Source organism: Rhodococcus sp. KRD162, assembly GCF_017168335.1.
In the GTDB taxonomy this organism is placed as follows: domain Bacteria; phylum Actinomycetota; class Actinomycetes; order Mycobacteriales; family Mycobacteriaceae; genus Rhodococcoides.
In genome coordinates this window covers 18,298-40,466 of the sequence record NZ_JABFAU010000047.1, presented here as the reverse complement: position 1 = coordinate 40,466, position 22,169 = coordinate 18,298, and the positions used below count along the sequence as shown (strand labels likewise).

18 protein-coding genes and 1 pseudogene are annotated in these 22,169 nt (G+C 60.8%); 14 read left to right on the top strand and 5 right to left on the bottom strand.

The annotated features are described in order from the left end of the window. From J1M87_RS25375 to J1M87_RS25345, 7 genes and pseudogenes are all read left to right on the top strand, one after another. Positions 1 to 174, top strand: a pseudogene (locus J1M87_RS25375) (IS3 family transposase); the annotation flags it as partial. 709 nt (positions 175 to 883) lie between these two features. Continuing rightward, positions 884 to 1,975: a tetratricopeptide repeat protein gene (locus J1M87_RS25370; protein ID WP_206492487.1), complete on the top strand. Its 1,092-nt coding sequence runs from the start codon at positions 884 to 886 to the stop codon at positions 1,973 to 1,975. Between the two features lie 31 nt (positions 1,976 to 2,006). Then, positions 2,007 to 3,536 (top strand): Hsp70 family protein, encoded by a 1,530-nt coding sequence (locus J1M87_RS25365; RefSeq protein ID WP_206492486.1) that lies wholly within the window; start codon positions 2,007 to 2,009, stop codon positions 3,534 to 3,536. Further along, positions 3,533 to 4,018, top strand: coding sequence for a nucleotide exchange factor GrpE (grpE, locus tag J1M87_RS25360; RefSeq protein WP_206492485.1), 486 nt, complete (start codon positions 3,533 to 3,535; stop codon positions 4,016 to 4,018). Before J1M87_RS25365 ends, grpE begins: the two co-directional genes overlap by 4 nt. A gap of 374 nt (positions 4,019 to 4,392) precedes the next feature. Beyond that, positions 4,393 to 6,729 (top strand): FtsK/SpoIIIE domain-containing protein, encoded by a 2,337-nt coding sequence (locus J1M87_RS25355; protein WP_206492484.1) that lies wholly within the window; start codon positions 4,393 to 4,395, stop codon positions 6,727 to 6,729. Then, entirely contained in the window at positions 6,726 to 7,244 is a 519-nt protein-coding gene (locus tag J1M87_RS25350) for a hypothetical protein (protein ID WP_206492483.1), read from the top strand. The genes J1M87_RS25355 and J1M87_RS25350 overlap by 4 nt, the downstream gene beginning before the upstream one ends. A 27-nt stretch (positions 7,245 to 7,271) precedes the next feature. After that, positions 7,272 to 7,532 carry a hypothetical protein gene (locus J1M87_RS25345; RefSeq protein ID WP_206492482.1) on the top strand — a complete coding sequence of 87 codons (261 nt, stop codon included), beginning with the start codon at positions 7,272 to 7,274 and terminating at the stop codon, positions 7,530 to 7,532. A gap of 77 nt (positions 7,533 to 7,609) precedes the next feature. Here the strand turns inward: J1M87_RS25345 and J1M87_RS25340 are convergent, their stop codons facing one another. Further along, entirely contained in the window at positions 7,610 to 7,840 is a 231-nt protein-coding gene (locus J1M87_RS25340; protein ID WP_206492481.1) for a hypothetical protein, read from the bottom strand. A 444-nt stretch (positions 7,841 to 8,284) separates the two neighbouring features. Between J1M87_RS25340 and J1M87_RS25335 the strand changes: the two genes are divergently transcribed. Beyond that, positions 8,285 to 8,749 carry a hypothetical protein gene (locus J1M87_RS25335; RefSeq protein ID WP_206492480.1) on the top strand — a complete coding sequence of 155 codons (465 nt, stop codon included), beginning with the start codon at positions 8,285 to 8,287 and terminating at the stop codon, positions 8,747 to 8,749. A gap of 128 nt (positions 8,750 to 8,877) precedes the next feature. On the opposite strand, the gene J1M87_RS25330 is transcribed toward J1M87_RS25335, so the two are convergent. The 4 genes from J1M87_RS25330 to J1M87_RS25315 all read right to left on the bottom strand — a co-directional run bounded on the left by J1M87_RS25330 (position 8,878) and on the right by J1M87_RS25315 (position 13,092). Further along, positions 8,878 to 10,548 (bottom strand): lipopolysaccharide assembly protein LapB, encoded by a 1,671-nt coding sequence (locus tag J1M87_RS25330; RefSeq protein ID WP_206492479.1) that lies wholly within the window; start codon positions 10,546 to 10,548, stop codon positions 8,878 to 8,880. Beyond that, positions 10,545 to 11,918, bottom strand: a complete 1,374-nt coding sequence (locus tag J1M87_RS25325; RefSeq protein ID WP_206492478.1) for a hypothetical protein — start codon at positions 11,916 to 11,918, stop codon at positions 10,545 to 10,547. Before J1M87_RS25325 ends, J1M87_RS25330 begins: the two co-directional genes overlap by 4 nt. A gap of 161 nt (positions 11,919 to 12,079) precedes the next feature. Then, positions 12,080 to 12,649, bottom strand: coding sequence for an NYN domain-containing protein (locus J1M87_RS25320; RefSeq protein ID WP_206492477.1), 570 nt, complete (start codon positions 12,647 to 12,649; stop codon positions 12,080 to 12,082). Between the two features lie 143 nt (positions 12,650 to 12,792). After that, positions 12,793 to 13,092, bottom strand: a complete 300-nt coding sequence (locus J1M87_RS25315) for a hypothetical protein (RefSeq protein WP_206492476.1) — start codon at positions 13,090 to 13,092, stop codon at positions 12,793 to 12,795. Between the two features lie 1,025 nt (positions 13,093 to 14,117). Here J1M87_RS25315 and J1M87_RS25310 point away from each other — a divergent pair. The 6 genes from J1M87_RS25310 to J1M87_RS25285 all read left to right on the top strand — a co-directional run bounded on the left by J1M87_RS25310 (position 14,118) and on the right by J1M87_RS25285 (position 22,168). Further along, positions 14,118 to 14,402 (top strand): co-chaperone GroES family protein, encoded by a 285-nt coding sequence (locus tag J1M87_RS25310; protein ID WP_206492475.1) that lies wholly within the window; start codon positions 14,118 to 14,120, stop codon positions 14,400 to 14,402. A 43-nt stretch (positions 14,403 to 14,445) separates the two neighbouring features. Continuing rightward, the gene (locus tag J1M87_RS25305) at positions 14,446 to 16,659 is read left to right on the top strand and encodes a type IV secretory system conjugative DNA transfer family protein (protein WP_206492474.1); all 2,214 of its coding nucleotides are present in this window, start codon (positions 14,446 to 14,448) and stop codon (positions 16,657 to 16,659) included. Positions 16,660 to 16,762: 103 nt separating this feature from the next. After that, entirely contained in the window at positions 16,763 to 17,749 is a 987-nt protein-coding gene (locus J1M87_RS25300; protein ID WP_206492473.1) for an RNase H family protein, read from the top strand. 122 nt (positions 17,750 to 17,871) lie between these two features. Beyond that, positions 17,872 to 19,389 (top strand): hypothetical protein, encoded by a 1,518-nt coding sequence (locus J1M87_RS25295; RefSeq protein WP_206492472.1) that lies wholly within the window; start codon positions 17,872 to 17,874, stop codon positions 19,387 to 19,389. Further along, positions 19,386 to 20,795, top strand: a complete 1,410-nt coding sequence (locus J1M87_RS25290; protein ID WP_206492471.1) for a hypothetical protein — start codon at positions 19,386 to 19,388, stop codon at positions 20,793 to 20,795. The genes J1M87_RS25295 and J1M87_RS25290 overlap by 4 nt, the downstream gene beginning before the upstream one ends. Then, positions 20,792 to 22,168 (top strand): CHAT domain-containing protein, encoded by a 1,377-nt coding sequence (locus J1M87_RS25285; protein ID WP_206492470.1) that lies wholly within the window; start codon positions 20,792 to 20,794, stop codon positions 22,166 to 22,168. Before J1M87_RS25290 ends, J1M87_RS25285 begins: the two co-directional genes overlap by 4 nt. Position 22,169 lies beyond the last annotated feature (1 nt).

Here is a 22,169-nt window from a genome sequence, read left to right as displayed (position 1 = left end):
GGGATGGAGTCGTTCTTCGCCCTCCTGCAGAAGAACATCCTCGATCGTCAACGATGGTCGATCCGCGAGCAACTACGGCTGGCAATCGTGACCTGGATCGAGAAGACCAATCACCGCAAACGCCGCCAACGACGCCTCGGCAAACTCACCCCTATCGAGTTTGAGACAATCAACCAGGCCGCACACGCGGCACGAGCCACTCAACCCCGACAATCAACCGAACTCGGGGCAGTCCCAAGCGATCCAGCGGTCTCCGGTACTGGATGCATCTCGCCGTATGTCGGTCGGCCGTTGCGTAGCCAGTCGAGTGGTCCTGTCATAGGTAACCGACGTTGTAGCGAATGTGAAACAGGTTGCTCAGCGCACGCCGCATGCGTTCCGCGAATCCGAGGTCCGTGGATCGAGCTCCACCGGACCCGCTTATGCGATCGACTGAGTCCGCCCGCGCTACCTCGGTGGGAGGCTGCGTCCGGTGTCCAGCGTCTGGAGTCGCATACCTGAGCCGTACACGAAGTGTTGTGAGCCTGGGTGAGCCGGTATCACGCGCACCGAACGTAGGCCCCGAATCACCTTCGCGAAAAAAGTTCAAGGCATCGCTCATCTCGCAACGCACCTCCGATTGTCTTCGACTCGCCACGTCAATATTGGTGAACACTGAGCCGACTTCACCGCAGGAAGATGTTAGGGCTGCCGCCGACGAGCCGCCATCGTTCGACCGAAGGACAACGCGCCCACGCACGCAGCTGGACGCATTCAAGCCGCGAGATTTTCTGTAGATGCAGAGGCTGCACCTGTGTCGTACGAACGCACGACTGTTCAGCAACACTGTCCGTCAGTAACTTTCACCGATATCAAAGTACGTTAGAGAGCTAGGGAGCGTTTGATGGTCGAAGTCGACTTCTACGAAAAGCTCGAGGTGCCCAGAAGCGCCTCGTCCGACGAGATTCGGGCGGCTCATCGCACGAAGACGAAGCTTTGGTCCAAGCGCCAGATGGCGAGTGACCAGAGCCAGCGGCACGAGGCCGAAACCTGGGTACGCTGGCTTGCAGAGGCCAGGCAGGCTCTGTTGACAACGGACGACGCACGCTCGAAGTACGACGCAAAGTTGTCCCAGGGTGTATCGACGCCTACGCCAGCTACCGTCCCCGCCCAGAATGGAACTTCCGACTGGGTCTCTCAGGCCCGGGATTTCCTGTCGCACGGTGACTATCACTCCGCCGCCTACGCCGCCCGCGAGGCAACCCACACGATCGGTAACTCGGCCGAGTCGTGGATCCTGCGGTCCAGGGCCAACGCTGGCCTTGGCGAAGTGCAGGACGCGTTGTACGAAGCCAAACAGGCAACCACCATCGACGCCAAGAACCCCGAATATCGTTTCCACACCGGTTCACTGCTTGAGACGCTGGAACGATGGGACCAGGCTCTTGTCGAATACCGCACCGCAGCAAAGCTGGACGGATCCAACTTTCTGTACCCTCTTGCAGAAGCGTCTGTGTTCCTGCAAAACGGTCACACCGACGAAGGAATCAGCATACTCCGCCGTATCCTCGCCGCGCATCCCAGCGAGCAGATCGTCAAGAACTACCTAGCTGCTGCGTTGTTCGAGAAAGCCGAGGAGACCCCCGCACGCCAGGCCGGCCACAGCTATGTCGTCACCAGTTCCGACGAAATCGAAAAGATGCGTGGTCTGGCCTCCGAGTCCGATTCGTTGACAACGGATCCGGACATCAAGGCAGCGATAGTGCAGATGCGCGGCTATCTCGATCGGATGGAAGCAAAGACGTGGCACGTCCCGTCGTTGTTCAACAACTCCGTTCTGTGGGCAATCGGAATTCCGTTGATGTTGTTCGTAATTGGAATCGTATTGATCGACAGCATCGGATTCCTGCTCATTCTCGCATCCTTCGGTGCAGGCTATCTGGTCTACAACAAGTGTTGGGTACCCCGTTGGAAAGCGGCAATTCCAGGTAGGTAAGCAAGTAGACATTGACGAGAGAGCAGGCATTATGGGTCGAGTGGTCGGAATTGACCTTGGTACGACATTCTCGGCAGTCGCGGCAATGTCAGCGGACGGACGCGCCGAAATCGTCCACAACCGCGATGGAAAGAACACAACGCCCTCGGTTGTGCTCTTCGACGGTGACGACATCCTGGTCGGCGAGGCAGCGAAAAATCAAATCGCCTCGTCGTCCGGCGATATCGTCAGCTATGTCAAGCGACACATGGGATCACGCGACTACGTGTTCATGCCGGACAGCAGCGATGGCTCATACGGGCCCGAACATATCTCTGCGTTCATTTTGAAGTACCTAGTGGATGGCGCGTCGGAGGCTCTCGGAGAACCGGTCACCGACGCGTTGATAACCGTTCCTGCTTACTTCGACGAGGGTCAGCGCAACGCGACCAAACAGGCCGGCGTCATTGCGGGGCTGAACGTCCTCGGTGTGCTCAACGAACCTACTGCCGCAGCTGTCAGCTACGGCATCGACACAGGATTCGAGGGTACCGTCCTGGTCTACGACCTGGGCGGCGGCACATTCGACGTAACGGTCATGAAGTCTGGCCGCGGTGTGGTGGACATCGTGTCCACAGAGGGTGATCGGAACCTCGGCGGTTTCGACTTCGACAACGTCCTGATCGAGTTGGTGCTCAAAGAATTTGTTGGGCGAGGAGGACAACCGATCACGGACACCGCCATCCTTGCCGGCCTCAGAGAGAGGGTCGAGGCTGCCAAACTTCGGCTGTCGACCTCGGCGTCGGCCCCCGTGTTCGTCTCGTCCGACGGTGTGACCGAGAAAATCGTCATCACGAGGGAGCAATTCGAATCAGCGACCATCGATCTGATGCTCAGGACTGAGTACATTCTCGAAAACGTCGTCGAGGCAGCGGGCCTTCGGTTCGCCGACATCGACAAAGTTCTGCTCGTTGGCGGTTCGACTCGCATGCCCATGGTGCGCTCTCTCGTCGCTCGGGTAACCGGTCGTGAACCTGATACCACTGTCCATCCCGACGAAGCCGTAGCCCTCGGTGCTGCGATTGCGGCGGAGGTTCGGACTGCACACTCGCAGAAACGTGATACTGAACTCGCCGACGGCAAGACGGTTCGCATTTCCGACGTCGTCTCACATGGACTGGGCGTCGCGATCCAAAGCTCGGCGGGCACTATGGTGAATTACCTTCTCATCAAACCGAATACGACCATCCCCTGCCAGATAGCTGTTGACGATTTCGGTACCGTCGCCGACGGCCAATCCGAGCTCAACGTTCAGATCACCGAAAGCGACGAGGACGGTTGCGACCTCCGGTACACAAACATCCTCGGGACCTCCCTGCTCAAGTTGAGTCAGCCGCGGCCGGCCGGTTCGCCCATCCGCGTCGTCTTCTCGTGCGACATCGATGGTGTCCTCCACGTCGAAGTCACCGATCTCGCGGACAACAGTTACGTGGGCGAAATGGAGATACTCCGTACCGCGACGCTGTCGGACGCCGAAGTCTCGGATCTGACCCGCGAGACGGCATCGGCAGCGGTGCAGTGACAGTCGACGATGCTGACCCGAGCATTAGCGAGCAAGCAGGACTCGCGGACATCGGCCTGCGTCTCGATCAGCTTACCGATTTGTTTCGACGACGACTTGCCGAGGACCGAGTGAAAGCTGCTGCATTCGAGGAACTTCGGACCGAGATCAAGTTTGCGCGCGCGGGTCTGAGCACCATGGTGGTGCGACCGCTGGCGCTCGGAATTATCGGCGTCATCGATCGGATCGAGAGCAATTCCGAACCCGATGATGGGTTTATCGGGTCGGTGGTAGAGGAACTACTGGACGTCCTGTTGACCGTGGGCGTAGTTCAGATCGAGGCGGTAGGAGTTGTCGATCCGCGCTTGCACGCTGTGCAGTCAGTCTCAGGTGGCTCCGGTGATCTCGTCGTCGAACAGTTGATCCGCCGTGGATTCACCATCGAGAACGCCGTTTTAAGGCCTGCGCACGTCACTGCTATCAGGCTCGAACCGAGCGAATGAACACTGGTCCGCGCGGTGCCCAATACCCGGATGAGCTCACACCCGGCACCAACTTCGAGTCGGTGGCCGAAAACGCCCGTGCAGACATCTCTCGGTTGGCTGGTGCGCTCCACAACACGATTCTCAGGTTGTCCGCCTTACGCACCATTGAGCTTGCGTCCGAGCGCTCAGTGGCAGAACAGGTTCGACAGCGTGCCATGACTGCGACGGAGCAAAACGCGGATAGTTCGTCTTTGATCGGAGAACAACGCCGTCGCGCACTAGAAGACAAGTTGGCCCTCGCCGTGGCCACCGCAGCACCTGGGATTGCAGGCCAAGTGTCGAACGAATGGTCACCGAAGTCAATCTCAACCGGACTTCCGGCTGCAGTTAGAGTGGGTCATCTCAGCGGTAGCGATCTGCCTGGACTTTTGAAAGTCACCGACAGTGCTGGTGTTGCAGTCGACGGTGCCGATGCGGCCGCTCTAGTGCACGAACTGGCATTGCGAATCGCGCTGGCAACGCCACCGGGCCGGCTCGAATTCTGCGTGTTCGACCCAACCATGACGGGTTCACTCGGGATATTTTCGGCGCTTCGTGCATCGGACACTGTCGCTTTCGCTCCGTCCATCAACGACGAGCGCTTGCTGCGAGAGCGGCTTTTCGCGCACCTCGCCACGGTAGCGAGCACAGCCGAGTCGATGGCAGTATCCGGTGCCTCGACATTCGCCGAGTTGGGCAAGGCCAATAGTCGTCCCCGCTACGTCTTCGTCGTCCTGCTCGGCTATCCCGCCGGGTTCACCGAGGACACCCACGCGCGTCTCGTCCAGCTCGCACACGGCTCCAAGGCTCGGGGGGTTTCCTTCATCGTCCACGTGGACGATCACGTGCGACCCGCAGACCGTGTCGAAACCTCCGACTTTCTCTCGCTAATACCACGCGCATCGGCATCGGGAGGCGTTCTGAGCGGGAACGCGGTGCCCGCTCCCTATACTCTCGACACCCCTGCCGGACGCGCCCGCTGGCTCGATGCTGTCGGATGGTGGTCTGACGTCGCTGTGAAGTCGACCGCACCCGTCACGTCGTTCGAGGACATCGTCAACGCAATTGAAGATGCCTGGGTCGAGGGGGCCGACACGGCTATGGTGGCGTCGTTCGGCCGAGCAGGCGAGACAGTGCTCGGGCTCGAGTTCAGGAATGCGAACCCTCCGCTTCCTAACGCATTGATCGGAGGAGCGGTCGGTCAGGGCAAATCCAATCTGCTTCTCACACTGATTTACGGCGTAGCAGCACGCTACAGCCCCGACGATGTTCGGATGTTCTTGCTGGACTTCAAGGAGGGCGTCGAGTTCAGTCAGCTGGGCCCGAGTGGTCGCAACGGTGCATGGCTTCCTCACGTCGACGTTCTCGGGCTCGAAAGTGATCGCGACTTCGGGCTTGCCGTTCTGAGTCACCTCACCGAGCAATTCGAAATCAGATCCACAGCATTCAAGAACGCCGGAGTCGGCGACATCACGGCTTTTCGCTCGGTCTCGACGGAACCGATGCCGCGACTCTTACTCGTCATCGACGAGTTCCAAGTGCTATTCGGCAGATCCGACGAGGTGGGCCGAGCTGCCGTGGATCAGCTCGAGTCTCTGGTGCGAAAAGGTCGGGCGTACGGTATCCACGTCGTTCTCGCCTCGCAGTCGATACGCGGGATTCCTGGCTTCTCCACGCGCGGGGACGCGATTTTCGCTCAGATTCCTCACCGCATCTCGCTCAAGAACTCCGCCGATGAATCACGGGCTATTCTCGGAGACAGGAATACTGCCGCTGCCAGCCTTCGAGTGCGAGGCGATGTCGTGGTGAACTCCAATTTCGGCGAACCCTCCGACAACGTGGTCGGGTCCGTGGCATACGCAGATTCTCGGTATCTCGAGCGACTCAAGAACGACCTCTGGCGGATGTCGGTCGACCGCGTCGAACCACGGGTCTTCGTCAGCAGCAACTACTCGCCGTCACGACTACTCGTTGCCGCAGACCGCAGCGGCCCAGCACTCGCGTGCCTTGGCGTTCCGATCGGTGTGCGGACAGGCGCGGAAGGCCCGGCTGTCAGCTTCGATGACGAACAGAACATTGCACTGTTGGGTTCGAGCAGGGAACTCACTCACGCGGTCCTGAACTCGATCGTTCTATCGCTGCTGATCCACCCATTGTTCGACGGCGCAACAGTGCAGATTGTCGACTGCGCAGGAGATACGTTTGGATCGGCGCTGGCCGAATCGTGGATCGAACAGGGCTATTCGGTCGAGGTTGTGCCGAAGAACAGTGCCATGTCAACGATTGTGGACGGCCTCGAAGAACCTGTCGGAGCCACTAGATTCCGACAAATCGTCGTCTTTCTCGACCTGCACCGACTGCGAGAACTGTCCGAGCAAGACGAGAGAACCTTCAAGACCAAATCGGAACTGTTCGTTCGATATGTCACCGAGTCCGTGGATCGGGGAGCGTTCGTGGTGGGATGCTGGTCGTCGGCGAGGGCAGCCCAGACGACTGTGCCCAGACTGCGCGGATTCGGTGCCACCGTCTCAACGGGATTAGTGCCCGCGGAGTATACCGCCGCATTCGGTCCGCACACCGAGCCTCCCGAGGGATTCCCACGTATTACGTACACCGACTCGGTGAGTGTTCACCGGCCTCGGACGCTCGTGCCCTTTGATCCATCAGCACGTCCGGCGGTGCAGAGATGACGACGACCGACGCGTTTGCACAATACGAGGCGTTGATCTGCAAGTGGATGGAGCTGCGCGCCAAAACCGGCAATGCCGAGAAGCTCGCGCGAAGCGAGCGAACCGCGGTCGAAGAGCACTATCGCTCTACCCTTGCCGAGATCACAGCCCGATCCAAACAGTTCGAGAACCATGAGCGAACCCTGCACACCGAAGTACAGGATGCACTCTCCGCCATCGGCCGACAGATGTCCATGTCTTCGATTCGCGATATCCAAAGCCTCAGAGTCGCGGAACGGGAAGTCGCAGACCTTCGCCGTGCGCTCGAGCAGGCACTGCTCGTCGAGTCGAGCGCAAGACGTTCTGCTGCACGTGCAGAACGTGCTGCCAGGAACAATGCGCAGCCGAAGATGGCCGTGGTCCCCCGCGTACAAGCTCTTCCATCGACGCACATTCCCCAGAAAAAGAAGGTCGTCTACTTGTGCATCGCGATTGCAGTGGCCATATTTTGCATCACGTTGATAATTGCTCTGTGAACAACTCTCTCGAAAGCAGGTACTTACGTGTCGACGGTCGACGAACTGAGAGTTCAGATAGGCCAGGCCGCAGCAAATCTCGACGCCTTGGTTCGCGTGCTCGCACAACATCGCAACATGCTGATCAGCTTGTCCGCTGATGTCCAAACGGAACTGGGAAATACCGCTACCAAGCTTGACCGCGACATGATCCAGAGGTTGGACGTATCTGCTGACCTTGTCGGTGCCACCGCAGGGCGCGTCGGATTAGCGGCGACTAAGGCCCGTGAAATAGGGGAACGACTCTGATGACAATGCGGGAGCTAGTAGAATCAACCCGGCGACTTGCAGCGGAGTCTGAGCGGTCGAAGAGGTCCGTCGATCTGCTACGTCAGCAGTTGATCGCCAATACCATTCATCTGGAAAGAATCCTCGGCGGAGCAGGTGGCGGTGACGTTGGAGAACTTCTCCAGGTTCTTCGGCGATCGGACAGTGAATTGGAGCAGTCGATCGAGAGCTTGGACCGAACCAGAGTATCTGCGGTTTCCTACATATCGCATCTTGAACAGCTCGGCGGCTAACAGCCGTGTCGTACGAATGACGGATTTCTTTTTCACCTATACATGCGATACTTTGCATGCGAGCCGGAGATCCTGGCCCACAGCATAATAGACAACTAGGGAGACCGACATGGCCTGTGCATGCGCAAACAACTCGAACGGAAAATGCCAGTGGTGCAAGGAAGCCCTGGCCCACAATATCCCGACCAGTCGCCACAACTGCCAGTACGGCAGTTGCAGCTGAGGCTCACTCCCGAAATGACTCCGGTCGAGGATTAATGATTCTCGACCGGAGCTTTCCACTACCCACATCGGCTCTACTGAAGATCACCTGATGTAGAACAGCACCCACTGTCCACATTGCGAGTCATCCATGCAACTAGACGGCGGCTTGGAGTTCACGATTGTGCACGGATGGATTTTTACCCACACCACGACTTTCTGCATTTACTGCTAAATTCACGTCTTCAGCAGACTGCCTGACGATAGCGAGGTTCTTAGATGGATCAGTCCGAATTCGGAAGAGTCGTCGAAAGCGTCTTCTCTCATTCGCCTCACGGCTCGGGTAACCTCGCAGGTTTCATTCACTACACCAATGACGGCGTACTTGGCATTGCAGGGGAACAGGTTGGCAAGCTTGGTTTCGGTATTGCATCGGGCTTGACGGCCATGACGAGCGTGGTGGGAATCACGTCCGATCTGAACAGATTGATGAATTTTGGTCATTACTGGCTTGCAGAAGGTTCCGATAAGCACAATTGGTCACTGGTTTGCGGTTTTAAGTTTCAATATGAGGCAAGCTCAACTCAGAATATTATGGAAATTTCCGTTGCAGTTATGCAACACAGCTCTGCCATGATAAGGGCTGCAATTGACCAGCTTCGTGAAATCCCCCATGAGCCCTACTGGCACAGTACTGCGTCTTTTGATGCCAGCGCCATGGTGCTGACCACACATTTAGGATGACCGTTAGCGACTGAACCCCTAGGATCGGTCCGTATAGGCGGTTGGGTTCCACTTCAGCTGGACGACAGAAAGTCTGACATCGTCGTAGTAACATTCATTCACTATGCGGCAGGTCAGAATTCAGACAACTAGTCGTAAACAGCTATCTCGACCCGCGACTCCGTCGAGTCCGAGTACTCCCGTCTCGCAGCATCGTAAAACCTACCCAACGCAATATCACCGCCTGGCATCAACAAAGCAGGCGGCGGGCTCATCGGCAACGCGGCACCTGCGATCAGCCGCGTCGTACCCGATCCTTTCGATGCGTACGCCGACGCACCTTTTCCTGAAGCATCCGCAGGTGATGATGCACCGAAGGAGTAAAGTTTGTCCTGCAGCCCAGCAGCGCTCGCGTCCTCGACCACGGACAAAGGCTTCGCGGGCGAACTACCTGCACTGTGCACGCCGCTGTTGATCGCCCATTCGATCAGCTCGGTCAGAGTTGCGGGATCATCGCGAGCCAAGGCGAACGCTGTCCTCGTAGCGTCCTCTACTGTCGTTCGCCACGCAGTGCGGGAAGCTGCGGTAGGAAATTGAAAGCGGATGGAGTCGAGATACACCATGGCAGGCAACAATTCCGCAAGCAACGCAGCTGATTTCCCCTCGCTGAATTCGGCGCGGCCGAGTACCGAGTTGACCGTGCATCTCGCTGACCACTCCGGCAGTCCCAATGTCCCGAATCCCGCACGAGCGAGGTCGTACTCGGATCGTGCAGCGTCGAAATCGCCACCGAAGGTGTGCAACTTGGCCAAGTTCATCGCGCACCCGGAGGATTGCCGCACCAGACCGGGTAGGGCGTCGTATTGATCCCTTGCGTCTTCCAGGGCGGCACGGGCGTTGACAAAGTCACCGAGCATCAAGTACTCGACTCCAATGTTCATCCGACAGTCGGCGATTCGATCGAGAACCGGCGGCGTCTGCTCGAAGATTTCCAGCGCGTCACGATACCGATCGAGTGCGTCGGAATGGCGTCCCTCGGCTCCGAGAACAGCCCCCAGGTTCATCGTGCACACGGCCAGTTGCTCTCGGACGGCCAAGGTATCGATCTGGGAGTACGACTCGATCGCGCGCTGGTACAACTCTCGCGCTCTGTCGATGTCACCTGCGTTGGACTTCACCAGCGCCCTGCTTGCATGTAGCCGCGCCGAGATCATCGGATCCGTATCTCCCGAGAGGCGCCACGCCCGGTCGATGCACGCTTCGGCGTTCGCGTATTTACTCCGGGCTGTTTCGATGTCCGCCTCGATCAGCTCCACGCCCACTGCCTGAAGTGGCGTAATGCAGAGCGGTCTGGCCGACGCCAATTCGTCGACAGCGTCTTTGTAGCGACCGATCTGGAGATAGACGTAGGCAAGATCGATCTTCGTCGAGCACAGATGGTTACGCTGACTTTCGGTGTACACGACCAGCGCCTCGGTCAACCGGTTTGTGGCCTCCTCGTACCGCCCCAGCCTGGCCAAAGCGGCACCTGCACCTGCACGACAGTCCGCGACCCTACGCGGTCCGAGGGGTCGGAACGATTCGGCCGCGACATCGAAAGCGACGACCGACTGCTCGAAACGACGGGCAAGCGAGAGCTGCTTGGCGTAGTGAAACTCGGGCGCAGCCCAATCGAACGGTCTTTCACCGAGCTCGCGGTACAGGCGTGAGGCGTTTCGATACGCCTCGGCCGCCTTCAGGTGGTCGAACTCGCGCTCGAGGGCCCCCGCGCGCTCCATCTCGTCCTCGGCTTCCGATCGGATAGCCCCCGGGTCGGTCATAGACCCTGTAAGACATAGCGGTAGCGGCCACTACGCACCACCATCCTGGCAGCGTTGCTCAGCATGACCGTCGTTGTGGTCTTGCTGCTCCTTACCTGCTCTTCGATGTCGTCGTCGGTCACCTGTGATTTGACCATCCTGCGACGACGGTCGAGCCAGGAGAGATACCCGAGCCGGCCGACTCCTCCTCGTTCCGAAAGGATTTGGTAGGTCTGGGCATGAGCGATGTTGTCGAGGACACCCGCGTTGTGGTCGTGGGCAAACAGCTCGGCAGAACACTTGTCCACATCCAGTTTGCCGTCGACCGAGAACGCAAGGTACCTCGGAACGTCCTTCCGTATCGGGACAAGAAGTGGCCGCTGAAGGTACGGGTGATTGCCATCGTTGAGAAATGCCCAGTGAAGCGCGGCACGCGTCAGGTCCAACTTGTGCGACTGCTGCAGCGGCGTTCGAGTCCACTCGATGATCGACGCATACACCCGTTGCGCCTCGGTCGAATACGTCGAGTCCTGATTCCGCGCGAGCAGCTCGACGGTCGCAGCGGACATCAGCGACCGCAGATACATGATGTTGCTGGTAAGAAACCAGGAACTCGCGGCGAGCCGCCGATCCTCAGGGTCGGGCTCGTCAGGAAGTCCACACCGCTCGATGATGCGCTCGATACGGAGGCACCCTTGCCGGCCAGACTCGGCCGCCGCCCGAGCCAACACCCGCATCGGTACCAGTTCTTCCTCGATCTGCAACGACCTCTCGGGAGGGTTGCCGTCCCAGTTCACCTTTCGTCTGACCTTGTCGTGTTCGACGAGCCCCGCCTCGACGTTCCGCGTCAATTGCCCACACTCCTGCAGCAATAGTTGCTGGATTGCCTCCGCCTTGGTCATGTTGTCCTGGTCCTCAGTCGAAGTAGCGAGTGCACCATGCGCCTGATTGATGAAATGGTATGCAGCCGTGTATCGATCGAGCTTGCTCGCCGCCATGGAGACCGTGCGAATGAGCAACCCGCTGTATCGCCACAGCTCCTGGTTCTCCCGTCGCATGTCCTTGAGTCGTTCTATCGGCGGCGCAAGAAGCTGCACGAGTTCGAGCGGCGGGACCTCCCCGGCAAGTGGGACGCTGACCAGGTGTAGAGCTTCGGCCTCGTGGACTCGACTCTCATCCCATTTCGCCCCATTCATAAGCTTGGTGACGAGACGGTCTGCGAACACCTGTCGTCGTACCTTCGACGACCGACGGACTTGGTAAGCCTGGTGAGCCAGATCGTAGTAGTCGCTCGACAGGGTCAAGGCCATGCCGTGGTCCGAAGCCAGATGCCGGTACGGACTCCCGCTCTCGACGCCGTAGAGCCGGGATATCTCTTCCAGCTTGCCCATGCTTCCCCTTGTCCATGACGCACACGACCGCACGTCGATGCGATAGTACTGCGGACCTGGTCGCGGCGAAGGATCAACTGCGAGAACGCACCTCGATGAATTGGCCGACACCGATGAGGGTAGTTCGTTCGACTGTCAGTCGAACGAACTACCCTCATCGGTCAGCCTGCGGCCGACTTCCTGCGCCCTAAGGCACTACGCCGTGCTTCCGCCAGGTACAGCTGCGACGTACACGCCGCATAGAGCTCGTAAGCACTGAACCCACCCCCGATTACCTGCACAACCGGCACGCCGAAATTCAGGAACTGTTGCACGGTAGGTGTGAAGATGTGATCACCGGACGCGAGCATCACTTGTCCGAAGTTCGCAGCGACCCACTTCGCATCGATCGAATCGATCAACGCTGCGTCGGCACCATTGGGACCATCCGAACCGAGCACACGCCTCACCCCGGAGGGGAGGGCGAAGAACGCGGCTTTCGCGTTGCGCTTGGCGACCGAAACGATCGCTTGCTCGTCTGCCAACATTCCAGTGACCTGGCGGTACTCGTTCCAAACGGACACGACGGACTCGTACGCGACATAGCCGTCCACCAGATTTTCCAGATCCAACAAGTGCAGTGTGCGAGCCCGGTGCGAACGATGACGCCCCGGCTTCGGTCGACGAGAACTGACAGGCCTGGCGTAGCTGAGTCGGGCGGAAGCGGCACCGACGGTGGTCGTGGTCGTCATGACTTCTCCTGAGGCGTCGGTCGGCGCGGGCTGCACCGACCTCGTACAGTCCGCACCGCTCCCCCGACGTCTGGGTCCATTCCGGTGCCGAAACCACGGCGGGCACTCCCTGTTTCGATTGATAGCGGCATCCCTGTCCATCGTCAGACGGTCTCTTCCGCTCGACTTCGATGCCACCCGATCGCAACTACGGCTGCAACAGCACAGGCCGACGCCAACACGGGTCCCGCTGCGAACCCGATCCTGTCCGCCACGACGCCGCATACCGCGGCACCGACTGCGTCGCCTACGAAGATCATCGTGGTCGCCCACGCGAAGTACTCGCCCTGTGAACCTTCGGGCACGACCTCGGTGAGCAAGTCGTACGCACCAGTGATGACAGCGGAGATCGGAAGCCCTGCCAGCAACGAGACCACGAAGACGACGACTCCGTCGTCGATCATTACAGCCGCCTGAAACACGGGCAATCGCCACGAGCAATGCGTACAGCCCTCGATGTGATCCCGATCGGGCGACCACATCGAGGCGGAGGAAGGCCAGTCCCACGAAACTGCCCAGGCCCCACAGCCCTACACACAGCGCGGTAGCCGTCGGGCCACCGTCGGAGTCGGCGAACAGAACGACGAGAGCGAAGGAGAACGCGCCGAGCGATCCCGAGATCAGCAGCAGCGACACGTACAGCCAGAGTGCTCCGAAGAACACGTCCACCCCGCGACGCCCGCAAGCACCACCGACGGGGACGGCCGGGCGCACCAGCTTCGTGAAGGAGAGCGCGACGCCTGCACCGGTTGCAACGACCCCTCGAGCCAGAACTATCACCCACAGCGGCACCCACAGGGCCGTTACAGCGACCACGACCCGACCTACGAGGAGCACACCCTCCGACATCGACGACTCTAACGCGTTGGCGGCCTGCCGATGCTCTTCGGCGCAGAGAAACCCGATTCCAGAACACGCGCATGACGGCTGTGAACGGAAGCGTCACCGAACCGAGGATCGCTGCACCGACGAGGAGGCCCTCTGCGCCGAGCGGCAGGACGGCAAGTCCGATGGACACCGCACCATACGAAAAACACACGACACTCAGAAGCATTCCCATCGGGACACCGTCGGAGATCCGTCCCCATAGCGGGCTCGTCGCAGCTTGAACGATCTTGTAAGCAGCGAAGACCGCGACACCAAAACTCGGAGACATCTCTCGGGACAACACGAAGAGAGGTAGTGCGATGCCGATAATGCCGGTCGGCATCCGCGCAAGCAAACTCCACGAAATCGCCCACCGGATGGCGGGGCAGGTCCTTGACGAATTCCAGCGGTCCCATCCCTCGTTCGACTGCCACGAACCACCTCCTGTGCTGGATCGCTCGTCGTCACACCCGATAGGCGGCGAGTTCCGTGGCATACTACGGCCGTTCGGCGGTGATCCGAAGGGTCAACTGCGAGAACGCAGCCCGAGAGGACAGCGCTGATGACCGACGCCACCGGAACGAAGACGGTGCGGCTGGAACCAATGACAACCTATTTGGTGGCAACCGAGGCATCGGTCACATCGACAGGATCAGGCTTGGTACTGCCCGACACCCTCACCCAGCCTTCGTTCGGGAAGATCGAAGCTCTCGGACCGGATGTGAAGGGTTTCGCCGTCGCGGACACCGTCGTCTTCAAGGCCGATTCTGCCGTGGATCTACACGTCGACGGCGTTCGTTATCTTCTGCTCAAGGCCGACAGCGTGATGGCCAAAGTCCTCCAATAGCGGCTAGCCGGCACAAGCTGCCGGGGGGATCGGTGCGGTGGGTATGACCAGCGCACCGAGGTACCCGACCGAAGCAGTTCGTCTCGTCGCTCTTCGTCCGCTCGAAGACGAGAAGGCAAGTCGACTCAGACGTGATATCCCCACCCTCATGGCCCGCATCGCCGCCGAGGTAGCGGGATGCCGCATCCGCCTCGACGCGTCGGCCGCCGAGCACGGGCTCGTCGAAACCACGGTTGTGGTCGACGGAGTGGAACCCGCGATCCAGGGCGAGATGCTCGACGAGTTCGCCGCAGTACTGGCACCGGTGGCCGAGGTCGAACACATTCTGCTTCCAACGGAGCGAGCCGACGGTCCAGTACGCCTGTGGCCGTTGACCACTCGACGGCAGGCGGTGATCGGTTACGGCGACGGTCACGTGACTAAATCGTGGCAATCGACCGAGCCTACGATGAAGAACGCCATCGAGAGCTGGCCGCTCGCGGACCTCGTGGCGTCGACACCGGGCTGCGGCATTCGGATGACGATCGGCCGAGACGCCAGCGCGCTCGACGATTCAACCTGGATCACGCATGTCGAGGTGGTGCTTCCCGAGCTCTCGACACCGTCGTTCAGGCTGCGAGCAACAGTCCGCCAGCACTGGCACGGTCTGACGGTCGCCGACGAGCCCACACAGACTCCGGTACTACTTCGGACCAGAACCGTCGACATTCCTGCCATCTTCGCCGTACCGATCGCCGGCACTGTTCCGCTGCCAGGAACGGTTTCCGGCGCAGCTGCGCCCATTTATGTCCAACCGGCCGGGCGGGTGAACGACCCGATCGACCGGCTGCGAATCGGTGCAGCGCACACACCGGGTGCACGGATCGACGTCTCCCTCAGCGCAACCGAGCGCCTACGCCACCTGCACGTACTCGGTCAGACCGGCACCGGGAAGTCCTCGCTTCTGGCCGGTATGGCTCGCGGAATCGCTGAGGCGGGGGAGGGCATGCTGGTCATCGACCCACACGGCACCCTCGTTGACCGAATTCTATCGGAGCTTCCGGCAGCCGCTGCAGCTCGCACGTGGGTGATTCGCAGCGGGAACCTGGAGATGCCGATCCCGCTCAACCCGCTGGCAACCGACGATGCCGTCGCTAGAGACATCGCGATCGATCAGGTCGGGCAGATGTTCCAGTATCTTTTCGATCGCAAAGGCGACGGAATCGTCGGGCCGCGTTTTCGCGAGCGCGTCGCGATGGGAATGCGGGCCCTCGCCGCTGTGCACGGTGCCCGAGCCAGCATCCTGGATGTTCCGGCGGCGCTCGCCGACGAGGCGTTCATGCGCAAAGCCTGTGCCATTGCTGGGGACGCCCGCCTCACAGCGTGGTGGAAGAACGACCGGGCGAGCGGGCGGTCGAGCGAACACGGTGAAGTTGTCTCATGGGTGAATTCCAAGTTCGAGGCGTTCAGTTCGACGGCATCGATCCGAGGTGTGCTCGGATCGGGCGTGGACTCGTTCGACATGGGCCGGGCGATCGACGAGAACCGGATCGTACTCATCGACCTCTCCAAAGCGTTACTCGGAGAGCCGGCTTCGCGACTACTCGGCTACTTGCACTTGCAGCGCACCTGGGAAGCCGCGCTGCGCCGAACGTCGAAGAGTCCTTTCACCGTCATGGTCGACGAAGCACACTCCGTCATTTCGGGTTCACTGACGTCGATGTTGTCCGAGGGCCGTAAATTCGGCCTGTCCGTGGTGATGGCTCACCAGTATTTGGATCAACTCGACTCCGACCTCCGACCCGCTGTCGACGGCAACGTCGGAACGACGGTGGCGTTTCGTGCGGCCGTCGGCGACGCCCGCGCCATGTGTGCGAGGTTCGGAGACACCATCACCCCCGCAGTGATGACCACGCTGCCGGAATTGACGGCCATTACGCTCCGTGCCGCGTCCGGCGCTCCTGCCCGGCCACACACCTTGACCGTCGACCACAACGACCACGCGCACTCGCGCAGTGGCAGCGCGTTGACCCGATTCGTCGATCACCTGCACTACACAACCGACATGGAACTGGCTGCGCCGTACCTGTTGGACACGATCCCCGCTCGCGACGGCGCATCGGCAGTGACTGCGACGACGAAGGACGAGCAGGAACAACGGCCGGTGCCGCGATGTCCGTCATCCGCTCCCTCGTTCCTCGACGAGTGGCTGGACAAGCGCGCGAAAGCCAAGGCGACCACGGCGACGTCCGAGCAAGCCGAATCGCAGGCCACCTGACTAGATCCCCTACTGGTTGCGACCTCGACGGAGGTTCGCGGGGGAGCGGTACTCCCAGTGTCAGCGTCCGAACGAACCGGACGCGTAAGCGCTGGGAGCACCGATGATCCTCTCTCGACACCTCGTCTCGACTGTACTTCGATTCTTCGCGGCCCTCTGGTCTTCCGTCCGCGGCCGAGGAGCCAATCCCGACGCCGCCGCGGACACCATTGGCATCACTCGGGTCACGTCCGCGTGTTCCAATCCTTCAACCTCGTCCGCACCGATCGGTGTGGTGCGATTCAAAATCGGCCTCGAAGACACGGTCTGCGTCGTTGCGGCGTGGCAGAAACCGAACTCCGATGCGGTCGTCATCAGCCGCGTGGCGACGGTCGATTCCTCTACCGCACATCACGTCCTGCTCCTCGATGCGTTCGCCGACCTGTATGCACTCGCGGAAGACTACGCCGTGCCCACCGTTGTGATCGTGAAGTCGGCGGCGCTGTTTCGTGAACTGGCGCAGTGCACCGAATCGTTCCCATCGATTCGGCTGGTCGACAAGTCCGACAGCCGCGCGACACGCTTGTCCCACCACGTCTCGGCGCACCTCGACGCCGGACTCGGTGACAAGTGCCCGGTCGAACGCAGCTACGAATTCAGCAACGGAATCGTTCGCGACGGGGTCGCTGTCACGGTGATCGCGTCGGACGCTTCGGTTCTGATCGACAAGAGGGTCGCCGGAATCGCTTGCGTCGCAGCCGATGAAACATCAGCCGTGTCCAGCCTCCGAACACACAATGTCAAGCTCGCCGAACTGGAGGCAATTCATCTCGCTCTCCGCTCATACAAGGGACGCCCGGTACAGATACTGAGCGACAGCAGGCCTGCTCTGTGCGCTCTGCTGGCCGATCCGACATCACACGACAAGGCCACCGCAGCCGTGATCAACCGGATCCGGTACGCCATGGGCCGACGACCGGTAACCGTCACGTGGATCAAGGGGCATGTCGGCCATGAGTTGAACGAGGCTGCCGATCGACTTGCCAAGTCGGCGGCCCGGTCGGCATCCCATTCGGCCTCGCGCAGCGATGCCGAGGCCGTCGCGGTGTGACGTTCTCGCACCGTTGTTCCCGGTGTCGTTCGGTCGAACGACACCGGGTGCTCGGGCATCCCCCTGTGCCACATGAACCGTCATAATCCAATCGCCGACGCACTGATTGTCAAGGAGATTCGATGCCACCACGCGAAGACAGCCTGAGTTGGGCAACCCCGGAATGGTGGGTGCGCCCCAACCGGGGGTTCCGAGAGATCTCGCGCGACAGATTCATCAAGCTGTGGACGGACGCCATGGCTCGGCCGAAGCCCAACATCTCGCTGCTGCGTGACGAGACGAAGGGGTGGATCAGCGATCTCGGTCATAGGGCGTGGATAGAGCAGCTGTACACCAAAGCATGCGCTGCCGCCCTTTGGAGCGACACGACAGCTCTCCGGTACGACGTCGAGGTGTGGAACAACGCCACAGAAGCATTCGCAGACTATGTCGATCCGTTGATCCGAATCAGCTCGTCGTATCAGCAGTCGGCAAAAGAGCGACGCCCAGTTGGTCTTCCGGCCGCGCTGAACGAGCCGTTGCGTCAGCTGTACCTTTCCGACACGTGCGGTGCCGCGCGGCGTGCCTTGATTCTGTCGGAAGACTGCGGACAAATCACCTTGACGAAGGCGTCCGCGGATCAGTTCCTCGCGGAGCCGACGCGCGCAGGCGCTCAGGTGGACGCGGCAGCGATGCGCGGATTCGCCCGCGGGCTGATGAAGTGGGTGGACAAACTGGAGGAGTCATCCGACGGAGCGGCGGACCCCGACATCCTCGAAGTTCTGTATTCCAAGATCGATCATCTGTCGGAGACTTACGGCGAACCGGATGCGCTTCTGCGTAAGCCGACGCAGGAAGAAATCGACATCGTCGAGGCCGAGCTGAACCGGGTGATCACGGACAACCCCGCGCTTGTCCGCCGAAAAGGAAAGATGCTCTCCGGTTTCACCAGTTCGGTGGCCACCGAGGACGACGTGGTGGGCGACGCTTGGGTGCGTGCGCGCAAGTATCTGCTCAAGAACCTGATCGAGGGCGATCCCCTGCAGCCCGAAAAAACGTTTTTACTCAAACTCAAGTGGACGATCTTCGACTTGCGTCGGCGGGAACTGAGGATCATCGACCGTACGCACTGGGTAGCCGACAGCTCCGATGCCGAAACCTTTTCGTCGGCAACGGCATCGCGTAGTGAGACTCACAGCTACCAGGTCGAAAACGATCGAGTCGAACTACGCACCGTGTTCGCCGACGCAGCGTCCTACCTCGAGGATTCATCGGTCGGGGAGATGTACGCACACCGGGATCCGGACGTCGTGGACGGCGTGTGCTGGGAAAGACGGACAGCGATCAGGTTTCTACGTGCAGGAGCGACCAATACGACTCCTCTGACTCTCGATGCGGCTTCGATCACCAAGCTCATCGTCGCCATGCACGAGATCGACACGCCGACCGACGCCATGAAGAGTTCCCCCTCGGCCAGTGCCAAGATGGTCATCCAGCTTCTACGGATCGGCATCGCGGGCGTTCTGACTGCCGACGACATCGAGTCAGGCGATGTTCAGTTCGGAAAACCGTTGAACCAAACATGGTCGCAAAGAACGAATGTCCTAACCCGACAATTGGCTCACAGCCACGACGCACTTACTCGAACGGAGAGCAAATGAGCACCGCTGATCGGTCCGGTGACCTCGAGGTCGACAGCCGGGGCACTGTTATGTGGTTCGGGGCTCCTGCGCCTGCGGTAGCGGAGGTCTTCGTCGACGTTGCCCGCGGAATCCGAGTGACCGTCGATGTCGCCGATCCATCGACACCGTTGAACTGGGCGATCACCGCCGATGCCGACGCAGGCCTGTTGGCCGCGGCTGTGGGTGACCCCGATCTCGAACGAACTGTCGCGCAGGCACGTTCGGGATCGACGGTGCACAGCGGCCCCTACCGATTCGTGTCCGTGTGGGCCAGGCAGGCGTTGACGGCATCGGTCGCTCGATGGTCGACTGCTGCTCTGCACAATGGAGCCCTCCTGCTCGATCGCGCAGCCGCTGCCGAGGGCATCGGCAACCGGTCGAGCGCAAGCCGATTGGTGGCATTGGCGTCGCCGTCTTTCACCGCGCTCGGACAACGCTGCATCGACGGTGACCTCGGCGGCGGCGCCGCGACCGAACTGGCAGCGCTCACTTCCTCCGCTGCACGAGCGGTATCGGACACGGTGTGGGGTTCGGAGGTGGCCGAACTCTCCCGCGAACTCGATCGAGTCACCACCTTCGACGACTCCGATTTGTTCGACTGGTTGGCCCAATTCGAGTACGAAGAAAATGGCCAACTCGCAGGCCATCTCGGCGAGACAGACACCGAAGCCGGACTCACCACGGAGCGAGCGGCGGTCGATCCGCACCTGGTCCCGTCGCGCATCCTCGCATGGAGCGGATCCCGGACGCCAGAGCTGACCATTGAACTGCGCGACGATGACAGCGCCGTCGAGATGAGTGTGCTGTTGGCAGGCGACGTCGATCCGTTCTGCGCGGAGGCGAGCAGGTTCCTAGGATACGCCGCGGACCGTGCTACCGGCGAAGTTCTCGTAGTCACACGCCTGACCGTCCGAGATCGAACGTTGGTGGGCGAGTTGTCGATCGCAGCCGCAGACCGGAACAACGCGGTATACGGGGTGTTCTACGCCGACCGTAAGCCTGCCGACGTACGTGCGACCGAACTGGGACGAACTCTGGTCGAGGTCGACCGGCTGATGCTGGAGTCCTGGAACTTTCATCGGGCTGCGTTGGCGGTGCAAAGCTCGGTGGACGTACACGACGGTGACCGCGTCGACGTGGCAACGGAATCGTCGAACATGCTGTTCGGTTCGGCGCGCGAAAGCGCTTCATCGGCGCGCTCGATTCTCGACGACATCATCGCCAGAGGTCAGTACGCCAATTCCGAACTGGAAGATGCTCTGCAAGAGCGTCTTACGGCGATCAGCAAGTACGTTGCGACGTTGCGCACGAAGCCCGCGGCACCGGATGGAACCCATCCGCTGCTGGCGGAGATGCTGCGTGCGGAACCTTGGGACGAATTGTGACCGAGGACGTCGGCGCACCGGATCAATTGTTGATCAGGTGCGCCGACGCCGGGGCCACCTATCTGTCTTGGACCTGGCATCGGCCACCGTTCACCCCCAACGCGAAGCAGCTGAACCCGGCGCATCTGGCCGCTGCACTCGACCTACTCGACCACGCCCTGGACCCGATCACCGGCGAGAAGACCCCCGACGCGATACGGCGTGCACTCACAGCCGGCGGGTTCGGCGATCGCACGATCGAAAGACGGATGGCAGCGACGCTGACCAGTGCTGTACTGCCGGAGGCGTTGCTGAAAGAGTTGCGGCAGCACGGTCGCTCCGGTCGACAGTTCGTCGTGCGAGTCACTCCGAGCCCGCAACTGGCCAGGATTCCGTGGGAGCTGTTGATCGTCGACAGCGACGACCTTCGACTGATCGAGATCGCCTCGGTTCGATACGACCCACCTGCGACGGTTCATGCCCAGCGCAGCGTGTCCGCTCCACGATGGTCCGGCGCGCGAGGGCTACCCGCGCTGTTCGCGATCGATCCGCGTCTACCTCTCCGCGCCGCAGACCATGGGCTGTCTCAGACTCTCGGTCTCGAAGCCAGAAGACGGTTTGCCGCACGAATAGAACTTCTCGCGGACTCCGGTCGAGCCCGGTACGCCGAAGACGAGACGTTCTGGCCAATCGGCAGAGACGTGACCAGGAATCTGCTGCACCGGGCACTCACGATGGTGCCGCGATCACGCTTCTTCTACTTCGGGCACGTGTCAGCAGCCAGGCACGAGCCGGGATCGGCCTCGATCCACCTGTCGGAGACCATGTCCAGTGTGTGGGGCATGGCCGCGCCCTTGACGCGGATCGCCGCCGACGGAACACCGGCTTCTCCGCATCCCGACGATCACCGTCCGTTCTCCGCCCTGGACCTACTGCTCGGCACGTCGCAAAGTCAAGACCCTTTGGCGTGGAGGCAATTCGGAGCCGACGCAAGCGCGCTCGGCCACCAGCTGTGGCCGATGCCTGCCAGGGTCGCGCTAATCGCGTGCGAGGGCGGCGTGGATTACCGTTCCGCCGAGACGTTCGGCTTGGTGATGGCCATCATCGATTCCGGTGCTGAGCTGGTCACGACCACAAGGTGGACGTTGCCCTCCGACGAAGTTTTCGTCGAAGCGCCGACCGACACCGGATCGCCTGCCACGCCGACGACCGACCTTGCCCTCGCAGTCGACTCCGCTCACGAAACCGACAATCCGGTCGTCGAATGGGCCGCATGGCAACGACAACAGCTCGAGCGATGGCGTATGACAGGGGCCCTTGTGCACTCGCCCGTCGTCTGGGCATCGATCACGCACACGTTCGCGCCTGCTCGCTCGCGGACGCCTGACGCCTGAC

Coding starts and splice junctions, on each gene's coding strand:
- J1M87_RS25365 (WP_206492486.1), top strand. CDS start 2,007: ATGGGTCGAGTGGTCGGAATTGACCTTGGTACGACATTCTCGGCAGTC.
- J1M87_RS25315 (WP_206492476.1), bottom strand. CDS start 13,092: ATGATCGACGACGGAGTCGTCGTCTTCGTGGTCTCGTTGCTGGCAGGG.
- J1M87_RS25305 (WP_206492474.1), top strand. CDS start 14,446: ATGACCAGCGCACCGAGGTACCCGACCGAAGCAGTTCGTCTCGTCGCT.
- J1M87_RS25325 (WP_206492478.1), bottom strand. CDS start 11,918: ATGGGCAAGCTGGAAGAGATATCCCGGCTCTACGGCGTCGAGAGCGGG.
- J1M87_RS25330 (WP_206492479.1), bottom strand. CDS start 10,548: ATGACCGACCCGGGGGCTATCCGATCGGAAGCCGAGGACGAGATGGAG.
- J1M87_RS25310 (WP_206492475.1), top strand. CDS start 14,118: ATGACCGACGCCACCGGAACGAAGACGGTGCGGCTGGAACCAATGACA.
- J1M87_RS25335 (WP_206492480.1), top strand. CDS start 8,285: ATGGATCAGTCCGAATTCGGAAGAGTCGTCGAAAGCGTCTTCTCTCAT.
- J1M87_RS25300 (WP_206492473.1), top strand. CDS start 16,763: ATGATCCTCTCTCGACACCTCGTCTCGACTGTACTTCGATTCTTCGCG.
- J1M87_RS25290 (WP_206492471.1), top strand. CDS start 19,386: ATGAGCACCGCTGATCGGTCCGGTGACCTCGAGGTCGACAGCCGGGGC.
- J1M87_RS25320 (WP_206492477.1), bottom strand. CDS start 12,649: ATGACGACCACGACCACCGTCGGTGCCGCTTCCGCCCGACTCAGCTAC.
- J1M87_RS25370 (WP_206492487.1), top strand. CDS start 884: ATGGTCGAAGTCGACTTCTACGAAAAGCTCGAGGTGCCCAGAAGCGCC.
- J1M87_RS25295 (WP_206492472.1), top strand. CDS start 17,872: ATGCCACCACGCGAAGACAGCCTGAGTTGGGCAACCCCGGAATGGTGG.
- J1M87_RS25350 (WP_206492483.1), top strand. CDS start 6,726: ATGACGACGACCGACGCGTTTGCACAATACGAGGCGTTGATCTGCAAG.